The sequence below is a fragment of the Paractinoplanes ferrugineus genome, from assembly GCF_016862195.1.
GTDB classification, from domain to species: Bacteria; Actinomycetota; Actinomycetes; order Mycobacteriales; family Micromonosporaceae; genus Actinoplanes; species Actinoplanes ferrugineus.
On the sequence record NZ_BOMM01000008.1, the window covers coordinates 102,777 to 118,112 of the forward strand.

The 15,336-nt window shown below is 70.7% G+C and carries 13 protein-coding genes; 8 read left to right on the plus strand and 5 right to left on the minus strand.

Annotation, left to right across the window (positions count from 1 at the left end):
- Positions 1 to 79: 79 nt before the first annotated feature.
- From Afe05nite_RS05585 to dtd, 3 genes are all read left to right on the plus strand, one after another.
- Positions 80 to 1,264: an acetoin utilization protein AcuC gene (locus Afe05nite_RS05585; protein WP_203815880.1), complete on the plus strand. Its 1,185-nt coding sequence runs from the start codon at positions 80 to 82 to the stop codon at positions 1,262 to 1,264.
- A 77-nt stretch (positions 1,265 to 1,341) separates the two neighbouring features.
- Positions 1,342 to 3,882, plus strand: coding sequence for a bifunctional acetate--CoA ligase family protein/GNAT family N-acetyltransferase (locus tag Afe05nite_RS05590; RefSeq protein WP_203815881.1), 2,541 nt, complete (start codon positions 1,342 to 1,344; stop codon positions 3,880 to 3,882).
- Between the two features lie 164 nt (positions 3,883 to 4,046).
- Complete coding sequence (gene dtd / locus Afe05nite_RS05595; protein WP_203815882.1) at positions 4,047 to 4,469, plus strand: D-aminoacyl-tRNA deacylase; 423 nt, start codon at positions 4,047 to 4,049, stop codon at positions 4,467 to 4,469.
- Here dtd and Afe05nite_RS05600 read toward each other — a convergent pair.
- Positions 4,466 to 5,254, minus strand: coding sequence for a sporulation protein (locus tag Afe05nite_RS05600; RefSeq protein WP_203815883.1), 789 nt, complete (start codon positions 5,252 to 5,254; stop codon positions 4,466 to 4,468). The two genes, dtd and Afe05nite_RS05600, sit on opposite strands and share 4 nt — an antisense overlap.
- Before the next feature lie 246 nt (positions 5,255 to 5,500).
- On the opposite strand from Afe05nite_RS05600, the gene sigB reads away from it, so the two are divergent.
- Positions 5,501 to 6,478 (plus strand): RNA polymerase sigma factor SigB, encoded by a 978-nt coding sequence (sigB, locus tag Afe05nite_RS05605; RefSeq protein WP_275407445.1) that lies wholly within the window; start codon positions 5,501 to 5,503, stop codon positions 6,476 to 6,478.
- 357 nt (positions 6,479 to 6,835) lie between these two features.
- On the opposite strand, the gene Afe05nite_RS05610 is transcribed toward sigB, so the two are convergent.
- The gene (locus Afe05nite_RS05610; protein WP_203815884.1) at positions 6,836 to 7,990 is read right to left on the minus strand and encodes a DUF2568 domain-containing protein; all 1,155 of its coding nucleotides are present in this window, start codon (positions 7,988 to 7,990) and stop codon (positions 6,836 to 6,838) included.
- 22 nt (positions 7,991 to 8,012) lie between these two features.
- Positions 8,013 to 8,363: a hypothetical protein gene (locus tag Afe05nite_RS05615; RefSeq protein WP_203815885.1), complete on the minus strand. Its 351-nt coding sequence runs from the start codon at positions 8,361 to 8,363 to the stop codon at positions 8,013 to 8,015.
- Between the two features lie 189 nt (positions 8,364 to 8,552).
- Here Afe05nite_RS05615 and Afe05nite_RS05620 point away from each other — a divergent pair, with 189 nt between their 5' ends.
- Positions 8,553 to 9,203, plus strand: coding sequence for an HAD family hydrolase (locus Afe05nite_RS05620; RefSeq protein WP_203815886.1), 651 nt, complete (start codon positions 8,553 to 8,555; stop codon positions 9,201 to 9,203).
- Positions 9,204 to 9,216: 13 nt separating this feature from the next.
- Here Afe05nite_RS05620 and Afe05nite_RS05625 read toward each other — a convergent pair whose 3' ends face one another.
- Both Afe05nite_RS05625 and Afe05nite_RS05630 read right to left on the minus strand, forming a co-directional pair.
- On the minus strand, positions 9,217 to 11,547 hold the full coding sequence (locus Afe05nite_RS05625) for an ABC transporter permease (RefSeq protein ID WP_203815887.1): 2,331 nt from the start codon (positions 11,545 to 11,547) through the stop codon (positions 9,217 to 9,219).
- The gene (locus Afe05nite_RS05630) at positions 11,541 to 12,275 is read right to left on the minus strand and encodes an ABC transporter ATP-binding protein (RefSeq protein ID WP_203815888.1); all 735 of its coding nucleotides are present in this window, start codon (positions 12,273 to 12,275) and stop codon (positions 11,541 to 11,543) included. Before Afe05nite_RS05630 ends, Afe05nite_RS05625 begins: the two co-directional genes overlap by 7 nt.
- Positions 12,276 to 12,395: 120 nt before the next feature.
- Here Afe05nite_RS05630 and Afe05nite_RS05635 point away from each other — a divergent pair, with 120 nt between their 5' ends.
- From Afe05nite_RS05635 to Afe05nite_RS05645, 3 genes are all read left to right on the plus strand, one after another.
- Positions 12,396 to 13,541 carry a sensor histidine kinase gene (locus tag Afe05nite_RS05635; protein ID WP_203815889.1) on the plus strand — a complete coding sequence of 382 codons (1,146 nt, stop codon included), beginning with the start codon at positions 12,396 to 12,398 and terminating at the stop codon, positions 13,539 to 13,541.
- The gene (locus tag Afe05nite_RS05640) at positions 13,538 to 14,185 is read left to right on the plus strand and encodes a response regulator (RefSeq protein WP_203815890.1); all 648 of its coding nucleotides are present in this window, start codon (positions 13,538 to 13,540) and stop codon (positions 14,183 to 14,185) included. Before Afe05nite_RS05635 ends, Afe05nite_RS05640 begins: the two co-directional genes overlap by 4 nt.
- A gap of 345 nt (positions 14,186 to 14,530) precedes the next feature.
- Entirely contained in the window at positions 14,531 to 15,100 is a 570-nt protein-coding gene (locus tag Afe05nite_RS05645; RefSeq protein WP_203815891.1) for an HhH-GPD-type base excision DNA repair protein, read from the plus strand.
- Positions 15,101 to 15,336: the final 236 nt, after the last annotated feature.

The following is a 15,336-nucleotide window of genomic DNA, read 5'->3' on the forward strand; positions in this document are numbered from 1 at the left end:
GGCCCTCCCAGCAGGGATATTACCTCGTTACAAGGGTTCGGCGGCTTTGCGCCCAGCCGTGCCGTGGCAGCATGACGGCATGGCTGACCGGACGACCGCCGTGGTGTGGGACCAAGCCCTGCTCGACTACGACATGGGTGATCACCCGCTCAATCCGGTGCGGGTGGAACTGACCATCGCATTGGCCCGCGAACTCGGCATCCTGGACAGGCCGGGCGTGCAGATGGTAACCCCCGAACCGGCCGCCGAGGCGGATCTGCTGCGGGTCCACCGGGCCGATTATCTCGACGCCGTCCGGCTCGCCCCGACCGATCCGTTCTTCCGGGGCTGGGGTCTGAACACGGAGGACAATCCCGTCTTCGACGGGATGCACGAGGCATCGGCACGGATCTGCGGCGCCAGCATCGCGGCGGCCGAGGCCGTCTGGCACGGTACGACGCGGCGGGCGGTGAACGTCTCCGGCGGTCTGCACCACGCGATGGCGTCCCGAGCGGCCGGGTTCTGCGTCTACAACGACCCGGCGGTGGCCATCGCCCGGCTCCTCGACCAGGGTGCCCGGCGGGTGGCCTATGTGGACGTCGACGTGCACCACGGCGACGGCGTCCAGGCCGCCTTCTGGAACGACCCGCGGGTGCTCACGGTAAGCCTGCACGAGACGCCGCTCGCGCTGTTCCCCGGCACCGGCTTCGCCGACGAGACCGGCGGCCCCGACGCGGCCGGCAGCGCCGTCAACGTGGCCCTGCCGCCCGGCACCGACGACGCGGCCTGGCTGCGCGCCTTCCACGCGATCGTCCCGTCGGTGCTCCGGGCGTTCGGTCCCGAGATCATCATCAGCCAGTGCGGCGCCGACGCGCACCGCCTCGACCCGCTCGCCGATCTGCGGTTGTCGGTCGACGGCCAGCGGGCCGCCTATCTCGCCATGCGCGACCTCGCCGACGAGCTCTGCGACGGCCGTTGGGTGCTGCTCGGCGGCGGGGGCTACGCCCTGGTCGAGGTGGTGCCCCGGGCGTGGACGCACCTGCTCGCGATCGCCACCGGGGAACCGCTCGACCCGGCCACCCCCGTACCGGCCGGCTGGCGGGCCCTGGCCGCTCAGCGCCGCCCCCGCGCGGTCGTCCCGGAAGTGATGACCGACGGCGCCGAACCGGTGGTCAAGGCGTGGGAGCCGGGCACCGCCGCGGACGCCGTCGACCGCGCCATCCTCGCCACCCGCGTGGCCGTGTTCCCGCTGCACGGCCTCGACCCGCACGACCCCCGCGACTAGGCCGCCAGATCCTCGCGACCAGCCCGCCCGACCCCGCGACCAGCCCGCCCCACCCTCGTGACTAGGAGGAGCGCGACGTGCCGAAAGACGCCGACGTTCTGCTCTCCGACGGCACCGCCGTCCACCTCCGGCAGATCCGCCCCGAGGACGCGCCGCTGATCGTGGAGTTCCACTCCCGGATGAGCGACCGCACCCGCTACCTTCGCTACTTCTCGCCCTATCCGCGCATCCCGGAGCGCGATCTCGCCCGGTTCGTCAACGTCGATCACCACGACCGGGAAGCGTTCGTCATCGTCAGCGGGCGCGACATCACCGCCGTCGGGCGTTACGAACGCCTCGGCGCCGACTCGCCCGAGGCCGAGGTCGCGTTCGTCGTCGAGGACGCCCACCAGGGTCGCGGGATCGGTTCGGTGCTGCTCGAACACCTCGCCTCGGCGGCCCAGGAGAACGGCATCACCCGGTTCGTCGCCGAGGTACTGCCCGAGAACGGCGGCATGCTGCGCGTCTTCAGCGACTTCGGCTATCTGGTGCAGCGCCGCTACGCCGACGGCGTGGTGCATCTCGAATTCCCGATCGCGCCCACCGAGAAGTCCCGTGAGGTGCAGGAATTCCGCGAGCGCAGCACCGAGGCGAAGTCGATCGCCCGGCTCCTCGCGCCCCGCGCGGTTGCGGTCTACGGTGCCAGCGCGAGCGGGCAGGGCATCGGCGCGGCGATGCTCGGCCATCTGCGCGACGGCGGTTACGACGGGGAGATCATCGCGGTCAACCCGCGCGCGAAACGGGTGGCCGGCCTGCCCGCGTACAAATCGGCGGCCGCCGCCGGGCAGGTCGTCGATCTCGCGCTGATCGCGGTGCCGCCGCGCAGCGTGCCCGACGCCATCGCCGACGCCGCGGCCAGCGGGGCCGGCGGGGTGGTGGTGGTTTCGGCGGGGTTCGCCGAGATCGGCGCGAAGGGCGCCGCCGCTCAGCGGCGTCTGGTCGAGAGCGCTCATGCTGCCGGGTTGCGCGTGGTGGGGCCCAACAGCATGGGCATCGCCAATACTTTGGTACGCCTCAACGCGACGCTCGCGCCTCGACTGCCGGGCGCCGGCCGGGTCGGGTTCTTCAGCCAGAGCGGCGCGCTGGGGGTCGCGCTGCTGGCCGAGGCCGACCGGCGTGGGCTCGGCCTGTCGAGCTTCGTGTCGGCCGGCAACCGGGCCGACGTCTCCGGCAACGACCTGCTGCAATATTGGTACGACGATCCCGGCACCGACGTGGTCCTGCTCTACCTGGAGTCCTTCGGCAACCCGCGCAAGTTCGCCCGTCTCGCCCGGCGGATGTCCCGGGTGAAGCCCGTCGTCGCCGTCGCCTCGGCCACCCGCCCCGCCGGACTCGACGGCGACCTGCCGGGCCCGGACGCCCACGCGGTCACCGCCCTGTTCGCCCGTTCCGGCGTCATCCGCGTCGACACCGTGCAGGAGATGTTCGACGTCGGGCTGCTGCTCGCCCACCAGCCGCTGCCGGGCGGCCGGCGCGTCGCCGTCGTCGGCAACTCCTCGGCGCTGTCCCAGCTGGCGGTGTCCGCCTGCCGGGCCAACGGACTCGTCGTGGCGGCCGGCTATCCGCACGACATCAGCCCGCAGGCGGGTGCTCACGACTTCGCCGACGCCCTGGCCGACGCGGCCGTCGACGACTCGGTCGACGCCCTGGTCGCCGTGTTCGCGCCGCCGCTGCCGGGCCAGCTGCCGGACGAGGACGCCGACTTCGCGGCGGCCCTGGCCAGCGTGGCGCTGGCGGGGGAGAAGCCGACCGTGGCCACGTTCCTGCTCGGCAACCTGCCGTCGCGGGTCCCGTCCTATCCGTCCGTCGAGGAAGCGGTGCGGGCCCTGGGGCGGGTCGCCACGTACGCCGACTGGCTGCGCCGCCCGCCCGGCGTCGTACCGCTGTTGTCCGACGTCGACCCGTCCGCCGCCTCGGTCGACGGGCCGCCCGCGTCGCTGCTCGCCGCCTACGGCATCGCCGTCGTGCCGTCGACCCTGTGCACCGCACTGCCGGCCGCGCTCACCGCCGCCGCCGAGCTCGGCTATCCCGTGGCCCTGAAGGCCGCCGGCGGTGCCCTGCGCCACCGGATCGACCTGGGCGCCGTACGCCTGGCGCTGGCCGACGAGGACGATGTCGCCGCCGCCTACGAAGACCTGTCCCGCAACTTCGGCCCGGATGTGCTCGTGCAGACGATGGTGGCGCCCGGCGTGGCCTGCACCGTCGAGGTCGTCGAAGACCCGGCTTTCGGCCCCGTCGTCGGCTTCGGGCTGGGTGGCGTGGCCAGCGAACTGCTGGGCGACCTGGCCTGGCGGGCCGCCCCACTGACCGACCGGGCCGCCGAAGCCCTGGTCGACGAGCCGAGGGCGGCGCCACTTCTGCACGGTTACCGCGGTTCCGCCCCGGTGGACCGCGGCGCCCTGATCGACCTGCTCCTGCGCGTGGGCCGGCTGGCCGACGACCATCCCCGCCTGAGGTCGCTGATGCTCAACCCGGTGCTGGCCCGCCCCGACGGCATTTCGGTCCTGCACGCCGCCACCGAGATCGGCACGCCTTCCCGCCGTCCCGACACCGGCCCCCGCCGCCTTCGCATCCCCTGACCCGCCCGCCGCCCGCCGCCTGCCCGCCGCCTGCCCGCCGCCTGTCCGCCGCCGCCTGCCCGCCGCCTGCCCGCCGCCGTCCGGCCGCCGCCGCCTGCCCGGCCACCCCTAGGCGATGATCTTGGTGAGTTCCGGTTTGGGTTCGGGCGTGCGAAAGTCTGTTCGTGCGTGCATTGGTGCAGACCGTCAGCCGGGCCCGAGTGACCGTCGACGACGAGGTGATCGGCAAGATCGAGGACGGGCTGCTGGTGCTGCTCGGCGTGACCCACGACGACACCCCGGCGAAAGCGGCCGAACTGGCCCGCAAGACCCACGAGGTACGCATCCTCGACGACGAGAAGTCGGCCGCCGACCTCGGCGCCGCGATCCTGGTGGTGAGCCAGTTCACCCTCTACGGCGACGCGCGCAAGGGCCGCCGCCCCACCTGGAGCGCCGCCGCCCCGGCCGAGGTCGCCGAACCGCTGGTCATGGCCTATGTCGAAGCGCTGCGCGCCCGGGGCGCCACGGTCGAGACCGGGCGCTTCCGGGCGCACATGTTTGTCGAAAGCGTGAACGTCGGCCCGCGCACGCTGCTGCTGGAGCTCTAGAAGAACAGCCCGCGGCGCTGCGCCGACTGACGCAACCAGTTGTCGAGCTGGCCGGCCCAGTCGACGCGGTCCACGGTCGCGTAATCGACGTCGAACCGGCCGAACGCGTCGTGACCCTCGGTCAGGAAGCCGCCCCGCTTGTCGACCTCCAGTACGACCTGGAGGTGCTGCGGCGTCGCGATGAAGGTCAGCTCCAACTGGTTGATCCCACTCGCGTACGCGGACGGCGGGTGGAACTCGATCTCCTGGTAGAACGGCAGCTGCTGGTCCACCCCGTAGACCCGGCCGCGCTCGACGTCCGCCCGGCTGAACCGGAAACCCAGCCGCAGCAGAGCCTCGAGGATGCGCTCCTGAGCCGGTAGCGGGTGCACCGCGACGGCGTCCAGGTCCGACTTGTCGACCGCCCGCGACACCTCGAGCTCGGTCGTCAACCCCATCGTCATGCCGTGCAGATGCTGCCCGTACACCTCGGTGATCGGGGTTTCCCAAGGCACGTCGAAGCGGAACGGGACGTCATGCCGGGCGCCCGCCTCCAGCCGGAACGAGCCGGTCAGCCGCTGACGGTGGAACTCCTGATCGGTGTTGTACTCACTGTCACCGCTCTCGACCTCCACCCGGGTGATCAGGCCGACCGCGAGGTATTCCACATCGACGGCGTGGTCGCCGCCCTGGACATGCACCTGACCTTCGAGGAACCCGCCGGGACGGCAGTTGGGGTTGGTCAACACCGTCTCCACCGAAGGGCCGCCCACACCGAGCGCCTGCATCATTCGCTTGAAGACCATCGAACCGTTTCCTCCTCAGGGGCGTTTCACAAACATTATCGATGCGCCACAACACCCCAGAACCGGCATTACGCCCACTTGTCGGCTTGCCGACCTCAGGGTTCTCCCTGATTCATGCCACCTGGACGCTTGCCTCACCTCCGTTTAACGCGTCCCAGGCCAAGCTATCGATCACACCGGCGCGAAAGCGACTGGGACGCACGAGACGGTTATCAGCGGGGAGGGGACTGAAAGGTGGTCCTGCAGATGATGAAGACGTCGGACGAGAACAGCATGGCGGACGGTGTCGAGATCTTGACCGACCTGGACGCGACGGACGAGCGTGGTGTCTCCGCGGACCTGGTCCGTGCCTACCTCAACGGCATCGGTCGCACCCGACTGCTGACCGCCGTCGAGGAGGTTGAACTCTCCAAGCGCATCGAGGCCGGGCTCTACGCGGAAGAGAAGCTGCCCGGGGCCGGCGACGACCTCGAACCGCTTCTGCGGATCATCTCCGCCGAGGGCAAGGCCGCCAAGAACCACCTGCTCGAGGCCAACCTTCGCCTGGTGGTCAGCATCGCGAAGCGCTACACCGGCCGCGGCATGGCGTTCCTCGACCTCATCCAAGAGGGCAACCTCGGACTGATCCGGGCGGTCGAGAAATTCGACTACACCAAGGGCTACAAATTCTCCACGTACGCCACCTGGTGGATCCGCCAGGCGATCACCCGGGCAATGGCCGACCAGGCCCGCACCATCCGCATCCCGGTGCACATGGTCGAGCAGGTCAACCGCATGGTCCGGGCCCGCCGTGACCTCGCCGCCACGCTCGGCCGCGAGCCTGGCATCAGCGAGATCGCCAAGGCCATGGACGTGCCCGAGTTCCAGGTGATCGAACTGATCTCCTACGACCGCGAGCCGGTGAGCCTCGACCAGGCGGTGGGCGAGGACGGCGAGAGCGCCCTCGGCGACTTCGTGGCCGCTGCCGCCGACAACCCGGCCTCAGCAGTCGGCCAGGGCGAACTCCGCAACGAGGTGGAAATCGTCCTCGCCACTCTCTCCGAGCGGGAGTCCGCCGTGATCCGCCTGCGCTTCGGCCTGGACGACGGCCGCCAGCGCACCCTGGACGAGGTGGGCCGCGAGTTCGGCCTGAGCCGCGAACGCATCCGCCAGATCGAGAAGGTCACGATGCTGAAGCTCCGTGACCCCGAGCGTGCCTCCCGACTGGAGGCCTACGCCGGCTGACGCCGGAAGACCAACCTGAACGCCTGGCGAATCCTCCCCTTTCGCCGGGCGTTCAGCCTGTTCACGGGTTCTTATCAGCGCTCCCTTGTCGCCGGCGCTTCGTTTCGCCGGCCGCTTCTTCTCGTCGGCCGCTTCTTCTCGTCGGCTGGCCGGCGCTTTTTGGGCTCGCCGGTGCCGTGGCGCGTTTCCAGTGACCCTGTCTGTTCCGTGATCAGGCTGTCTCGCGGTCCGTTCCGTCGTTCAGGCGGGCTCGCCGTTCGATTCCCTGGTTCGGGCCGGCTCGCCGTTCGTTCTTTAGTTCAGGCGGGCTCGCCGTTCGTTCTTTAGTTCAGGCGGGCTCGCCGTCCGTTCCCTAGTTCAGGCGGGCTCGCCGTCCGTGCCGGTTCGGGAGGCGTGCAGGGCCCACCGGTTTCCGGCCGCGAGCACAGCGAGCATCGCCGCGAGGACTAAGTGCCCGGTGGCGAGCAGCGCAGCCGTAGCCCCACCGAACACCACCCACTCCGGTACCAGCCGCAGCGGATCCGGGATCGGATGAGAAGCCTTGGGCGCGACCCACCGGCCCCACACGACCGCCGCGACGACGGGCAGCGCCACGGCCGCCAGAATCCGCACCCAGACGGCCCCCGGCACGTGCCACCCGCCGTAGGCGAGCGCGGCAAACGCACAGAGTTCCAGCCCGAACCGAAGCGTGAGGTTGAACCACCGCACAGCGCCTCCTTCCGTTCGGCCGGTTGCGCGTAACCGACCGACCGCCGTGCCGACCTTAGCGATCTCGTCCGGCAACATGGTGAGCTGCCGCCGCCGAAATGCCGCCGCCTCGTCCAGCAACCGCAGCGGATCCCCGGGCGCCAACTGCAGAAAGAGCTCCATCATCGCCCCGGCTCCCGCGTTCAGCGGATGTTCGATCGCCCCGGTGGCCACCTGAGCCAGAATGAGCGCACTGAGCGCCGTGTCGAGATCGCCCGGCCCGTCTCCCGCGTTGCACCAGTCGATGACCACCGGCCCGCGCCGGCTGAGCAGCACATTCTCCGGATGCAAGTCGAGGTGAACGATCGTCTCGCCGTTCCCGCTCCCGCTGTTCCCGCCCTCGCCGCTGCCGCCCTCGCTGTTGTTGCCGCCGCCGCTGGTGCCGCCTCCGCCGCCGCTGCTGGTGCCGCCTCCGCTAGTGCCGCCTCCGCTAGTGCCGCCTCCGCCCCGGCTGTTGCCGCGTGGTGGCAGCTCGTGCAGTCGGCGCAGCAGGTCGGCCAGGATCGCGGTGGCGTCCGGGATGGACAGCTCGCCGGAATGCGCCGCCTGGGCAAGCGTCGGACCGTCGAGCCGCTCCATGACCATGTCGGTGCCGCCGGCCTCGAAAACCTCCGGCACCGGGTAGCCGAGTCCGCCGACGTAGGCCATGACTTCGGCTTCCCGCTGCACGTCAGTCCCGGTGCGATAGCGCCGCAGCACCCGACTCACGTCGAGCGCGTAGACGTCCGCCTCACGTCCCGCAGCGAACGGCTCCCCAAGTTCCACGTAGCCGACCTGTGCCCTTTTGTCAGTCGACCGCGTTGCTGCTGGCGTCGCTCGTGTAGCCGTCGACCGGAGTCTCCATCGCGCCCGTGGTCGCGTCGCCGGTGGTCGTGTTGGCCACGCCCGGACCCGACCGTGGACGCGTGCGGAAGCTGTTAGGGCCGGCCGTGCCACCGGTAGTGGTCATGATCCCGTGCTCAGGGTGCGGGCCGCCGTCCTGGAGCTGGTCGACATCGGTGCCGGCGGCGAGCGTGCTCGACAGGCCGTCCTCGTCGTCGCCCTTCTCCGGCCGGTAGGTGCTCGGCTCGTCGAAGATCCCGGGCCCATAGGCGCTCCCGGCGATCTCCCGCTCGATGCTTTCGTCCGAGTCGCTCATCCTGGTCTCCCTCCGAACATCCGGCCGTCGGCCGGCGGAGCCCGGCCTTCCGGGCCCTCGAGGCGGTTACCCATTCTCGGACGACCCTGGCATTCGCCGGTTGATCCGTACAGTGATTCGTGTCGCTCATCTTTGTGCCGTAACCCCCATCGGGTGTCTCCCACCGGCCGGCGGCGGCATGATGCCACAGTGCGCAAGGCGATCATTTTTGACCTGGACGGAACGATCCTCGACACGGAGACACCCGAGTTCGTCTCGTGGCAGGAGGTGTATGCCGCCCGCGGTGCGACCCTCGACCAATCGCTGTGGGCGCAGGCGATCGGCACCACCGACTCCGGTTTCGACCCGTACGCCCACCTCGAGAATCTGACCGGCGAGCCCGTGGACCGGCCGTCGGTCAGGGCCACCCGCCGGGCCCGCTTCGACGAACTGATGGCGGCCGCCGAGCCACGAGACGGCATCGTCCCCTGGCTGGACGAGGCCCGCGATCTCGGGCTTCGAATCGGTCTGGCCTCCAGTTCCGGTCTCGCCTGGGTGACCCGTTTCCTGGAGGCGCTCGAGCTGCGCGATCGCTTCGAGGTGCTGGCCACCCGCGACCGGGTCAACCACAGCAAGCCGGCCCCTGACCTGTACGAACTGGCGCTGAGCGAGCTGGGGGCGCAACCCGCCGAGGCGCTGGCGGTGGAGGATTCCCCCAACGGTGTGGCGGCGGCCAACGCAGCCGATGTCTTCTGCGTCGCGGTCCCCAACCCGATGACCGTCGGCCTCGCCCTGCCCGGCGCGAACGTGGTGCTGGGCTCGCTGGCCGACCGTCGGCTGCGTGACTTCCTCGACGCCTGAGCCGCCCAGAACGTCACGACGCCTCCCGAGGCAGTCCCACCCGGTGCAGACCGGAACGGGCGGGGAGGACGCTGCCCGCCAGTGCCAGGATCAAGCAGGTCCCGATCGCGAGGAGTGCTGTCGGCCAGGGCACCGCCAGTGCTACCTCGCTGCCGGTCTGCGAACGCAATCCGGCCGTGGAGCCCCACAGCGCGACCATAGCGGCGCCACCGCCGAGGGCCGCGCCGATCGTGACGACCAGTGCCGACTCCCCGGCAACCGCCAGCAGGACCTGGCGTGGTGTGGCCCCGGCCAGCCGCAGCAGGCGATAGTCGGGGGCGCGGCGGGAGGTGGCCATGAAAAGTGTGCTGGCCACCGCCAAGGCGCCGTAGCCAACGGACACCCCGATCAGCAGCAGGGTGAAGATCCAGACCAGCCGGTCTTCCTCGGCGTCGGCTTGTCGCGCATAGGTGGCGACGTCGACCACTCGCGCGCCTGTCTTCCTGGCCGTGGTCGCGGTCGGCCATCCGCCGGAGCGCAGCGGCAGGGCTGCGGCCAATGCCGACGGATCGTGCTCGCGAACCACCGCGCGGCTCAACAGGATCTCCGCCGGCGCCGTGCTGTTCGCGGCGATCTCGACGATTCTCAACCGGTGCTCGGTCCCGTCGGCGAACGTCACCTCTATCGAATCGCCGCGTGCGACCTTCATCTGCGCCGCTCGCGACTCGTTGAGGACCATCGCGTCCGGGGCGTTGAGCGCCCTGGCCTCGACGGCAGCCGGGTCGAGGCCGACTGCTGCGACCACGGTGCGGCTCAGGTAGAGACTCGTCGGTAGCGGCGCTGTCCCGGCGACGGCGTCGGTCAGCCCCGGCGTGCCGTCGGGCACCAGGACCGTACCGGCTGCGGCCTGGTCCACACGATGATTCGCGTAGGCCGCCGTTGACGTCTGCACATTGCCCGCGATGAAGACCGCGAACGCGACGGTCAGGAGCACGGGCGCGGCCGTCGAGGCAGTGCGGCGGGCGCCGGTCAGCGCGCTCTCCCGCATGACGGTGCCGAGCGGGCCGCGGGCCGGCCGCAGGATCACCCACACCATGAGCGGGACCGCCGCTGGTGCCAGCACGGTCGCGGCGACGATCAGTGCCATCACACCCAGAAGCGCGAGCGATGCCAGGTCGCTGAGACTGTCTGTGGCCAGCGTGGCAACACCTGCCGTCAACCCGGACGCGGCGAGGAACAAGCCGACTGTCCAACGTGTCCCGCTCATCGGGCGGTCCTCGACGGCGGCCTGCCGGAGCGCCTCGAGCGGCCCGATTCGGGATGCGCGGCGCGCGGCGATCGACGAACCGGCGACGGCGATGACCGGGCCGGCCAGCAGACCCGCCAACGACGGCCAGAAATGTAGGCCGACCGCGAACGATTCCGGCTCGAAGCCGGCGTCGATCAGCACCCGGCCGATCGCCGGTGCGAGGACCACGCCGAGGGCCGTGCCGGCTGTTCCGGCGACGGTGCCGACGACTGTCGCCTCGCGGATGACTAGCAGGCGAACCTGTCGCGGCGTGGCGCCGGTGGCCCGCAGCAGACCGAACTCCCGGCGTCGCTGATGAACGGTGAGGGCGGACGTCGATGCGATCACGAACACGCAGGCGAACGCCGACAGCGCGGCCATGGCCGACAACACCTGCATGCCGATCCACCGGATGCGGGCGTCGGTGCGCGCCTCCAGGTCGCCGAGACCGGCACCGTGCAACACGGTGGCCCCGGGGACAACCCGTCGGACCTGGTCCGGGTCGGGGTGTCCGGTCAAGCCGACAAGGCGGACCCCCGGCCCCAGCACGGCGGCCACAGCGTCGGAGACGTAAAGACGATCCGCGGTGAGCAAGCCGCTGACGGTCCACTGTGCTGGGCCGACCGAGGTGAGGACAGTGATTGTGCCGCCGACCGGGACACCCCAGTCGCCGGGGATCGCGATCTCGTGGCCGGACCGTGGCGGCCGGCCGGCTATGAGCGAATCGGACGCGAGTGCGGCACTCGCCCAGCCGTGCGCTTGCTGGACGGTCTCAGCGGGTCTGCCGTCGAGTGTCGGCTGTGCGTAGAACGACCTGTCGGCAACCGCGGCGGTCACCCCGGAGAGGGCGGTGAGCCAGGCGACGATCTGGGCCGCCGCGGCTGAAGACCACGGACGGGATTCCGGAAACGGATCGACCGGGGTTACCACGCCCGGACTTCGGACGGCCACCGTCACTGCCGCGAACCGGTCGGGGACTCGCGGTTTCGCCGAGGCGAGCAGGGTCAGCGTGAGTGCGAGCACCGCCGTACCGAAAAGGACCGCGACGAAGGCACCCAGCCGGTCTCGCGTCAGCATGTCGCCTCCACCGCCGCCATGCGGGCGGCGATCGACTCGGCCGAGTCGGCCTCGAGCCGGTCGATGAGACGGCCGTCGGCCAACAGCAACACGTGATCGGCGACCGCGGCAGTGACCGGATCATGGGTGACCATCACGACCGTCTGGCCGCGCTCGTCGACCAACTCACGGAGCAGGGCGAGGACCTGGCGTGAGGTCCGCCCGTCAAGAGCACCGGTCGGCTCGTCGGCGAAGAGCACAGCCGGCCGGGTGAGCAGGGCGCGGGCGATCGCAACCCGCTGCTGCTGACCGCCCGAGAGCTGGGCCGGACGGTGCCGGGCACGCTCGGTCAGGCCGACCCGGGCCAGCGCGGCGGTCAGCTCGGCCTCGTCGACCCGGCGGCCCGCCAAGCGAGCGGGAAGAGCGACATTCTGCGCGGCGGTGAGCGATGAGATCAGGTTGAACGCCTGGAAGACGAAGCCCACGCGCTCACGACGCAGCACGGTCAGTTCGGTCTCGTCGTGCTCGCCCAGCCGCACGCCGTCGAGCACCACCTCGCCGGAAGTCGGCCGTTCCAGGCCGGCGGCGCAATGCAGCAATGTGGACTTGCCCGAACCGGAGGGCCCCATCACGGCGGTGAACGTGCCCGCGGGAAGGTCGACGGTGACGCCGTCGAGGGCGGTCACCGGGTCGGGACCGGCGCGGAACTCCATGCGCAGTTCGTTCAGCGAGACCATCGGTGTCGTCATGGCTGTTGACGATTCCGCTCGGACGGGCCGGTGTAGTCAGACCGTGGTCCAGAGTTGAGAGACCGAACTTCAGACCGTGGTCTGACGCGCTCCTCGTCATCCGTCATTACTGTCTCGGGCATGACCGCAGCCGTGCCTTCCCCGCTCCTCCGGGGGCTCAGCCGTGGCCAGTTGATCGCGTTGGACGCGGCGCTGGCCGTGGGGGCCGCGCTGCTCGGATTCCTCGCCGCTATCGAGGGTCCGGTGCCGACGCATCCCGGCTGGCACGAGCCGCCCTCGGTGTCGGTGCTCTTCGGCGTTCTGCTCGGAGTGCCGGTCGCGCTCCGGCGAATCCGGCCGGTGGCAGCGGCTTCGGGCGCACTCGTACTGACCGTGGCCGCGGCTGCCACGGGCGTTGTCCCCGACTATGCCGGCCTCGCTCCGACGGTTGTGGTCGGGCTGGTTCTCTACACGGTCGGCACCGAGCTCGACCGGCGCCGGTCGGTGCCGATCGTCGTCGTCGGCCTGGTCGCGGTCGCTGTGGTGTTCGGGTGGGTGGCCCGGCAACCGTTCGAGGTGCTGCTGGTGACGTGGGTTCTCGGTGCATGCTGGGCGGTCGGGCGCACCGTTCGGGAGCGTCGTGCCTACGCCGCCCGAGCCGCGAGGCAGGCCACCGAGTTGGCGCTCGGCGAGGAACGCCTGCGCATCGCCCGGGACCTGCACGACATCGTCGCGCACAGCATGAGCGTGATCGCGGTTCGGGCCACTGTGGCCGATCATGTCGCCGACGCCAACCCGCAGCAGATGCGGGAGTCGCTGCAGGTCATCGCCGCCACCAGCAGGGAGGCGTTGGCCGAGCTGCGCCGAGCCCTGGCCGCGTTGCGCACCGAGGCGGTCGTGACCCCGGCGCCGGGGCTGGCCGATCTCGGTGGGTTGATCGGGGCGGCCCGCACCGCCGGCTTGGCCGTCGACCTGGATGTGCGTGGTGATGAGGTTCTGCCGGATGGACTTGAACTTGCAGTGTTCCGTCTGGTGCAGGAAGCGCTGACCAATGTGCTCAAACACGCTCACGCCACCGCGTGCCGGGTTCAGATCGACATCGGGCCGGACGAGGTTCGCGTCGAAGTGAGCGACGACGGCACAGCCGCACCGCGGGCGAGCGGGATTGCCGGCCAGGGACTCGTCGGGATGCGGGAGCGGGCGGCGCTGTTCGGGGGCGAGCTCGCGGCCGAACCGCGGGCGCAGGGCGGTTGGCTTGTCGCGGCGACGCTTCGACGTGCGACATGAGTGACATCACGGTGGCCCTGGCCGACGATCAGGCGTTGTTGCGGGCGGGCTTCCGGATACTTATCGATCACACGCCCGGCCTCGTCTGCGTCGGGGAGGCCGGTAACGGCAGGGAAGCTGTCGAGCTGGCCCGCCGGGAGCGTCCTGACGTCGTCCTGATGGATGTTCGGATGCCGGAGATGAGCGGCCTCGATGCGACTCGGGAGATCTGCCAAGGGCTGGCGGAGCTGCCCACCAAGGTGATCGTGCTGACGACGTTCGACCTGGATGAGTATGTGTTCGGGGCGATCCGGGCCGGGGCCAGCGGGTTCCTGCTGAAGGAGGTTCTGCCGGACGAGCTGATCCGGGCGATCAAGGTGGTGGCGGCGGGGGAAGCGCTGTTGACGCCGGCGGCCACCCGACGGTTGATCTCGGCCTATATGGCCCAGCCAGAGCGTCAGGTCAACCCGGCGCCGGAAATGACAGCCCGCGAGCGCGATGTGCTGGCGCTGGTGGCGCGCGGCCGCTCCAACGAGGAGATAGCCAACGAGCTGCACCTGAGCATGGGAACAGTGAAGACCTACGTCGGGCGGCTTCTGGCCAAGCTGGGCGCACGAGACCGGGCGCAGCTCGTGATGATCGCCTACGAGACGGGGCTCCGCTGAGAAAAGCGGCCGGGCCAAGCAGAGCCGAACGCAGCGCGGGTAGGCCAGGCGCGGCGGCGGAGGACGGCGGGGCGGCGGCGGGCGGCGCGGCGGCGGGCGGCGCGGCGGCGGGCGGCGCGGCAAGAGGCAAAGCGGCGCGGCAAAAGGTAATCAGCGCGGCGAGAGGGGGCGTGGGGCGGCGAGAGGGGGCGTGGGGCGGCCAGAGGGGGCGTGGGGCGGCAAGAGGCGGCGCGGGGCGGCAAGAGGCAGAGCAGCGCGGCGAAAGGCGGGGCGGCGGAGTGGAGGAGGGGGTGAGGGCGGCGGAGTGGAGGGGGTGTGGGCTGGGGGAAGCGGCAAGATAGGGCTATGACGCTCAGCCTGCCGATTGACGACGAAGCCAACGAGCTTCTCTCCACCGACCCACTGGCGCTGCTCATCGGGATGGTGCTTGATCAGCAGATTCCGTTGGAGAAGGCGTTCAGTTCGCCGTGGGTGCTTGCTCGGCGGCTTGGGCATGCGCCTACTGCTGCGGAGTTGGCTGAGTTCGACCCGGAGGCGCTTGTGGCGATCTTTGCCACGCCGCCGGCGCTGCATCGGTTTCCGAAGGCTATGGCCGGGCGGGTGCAGGAGGTGTGCCGGGCGCTCGTCGAGGAGTACGACGGGGAGGCCGGCAACCTGTGGGCGGGCGTGGCCGACGGCAAGGAGTTGCTCAAGCGGGTGGCGTCGTTGCCGGGGTTCGGCAAGCAGAAGTCGCAGATCTTCGTGGCTCTGCTCGGCAAGCAGTACGCGGTGCAGCCGGCGGGCTGGCGGGACGCGGCCGGCGGGTACGGCGAGGCCGGCTCGTTCAAATCGGTCGCGGACATCGTCGACGGCGAGTCGCTCGGCAAGGTGCGGGCGTACAAGAAAGAGATGAAGGCGGCGGCCAAGGCGCAGTGAGCGGCGATCGAACCGGCCATCCAAGGTGGCGCATTTCCCTCCGTCGGATGATTGCGCAGTGCCAGGATTTGCAGGGTAGGCGGGGGAAGCTCAGCAACACCTGAAGGGTGACCGGGGCGTACGGCTGGCGGCCGGCGCGACTGGGTGCTGGGCCACGGATGGCGGGCGCGTCCCCCTGGAATCCGGTGAATCTGGCGTCGTTGGACACGGCCGGGCACCGCCGACAAAGGGGAGAA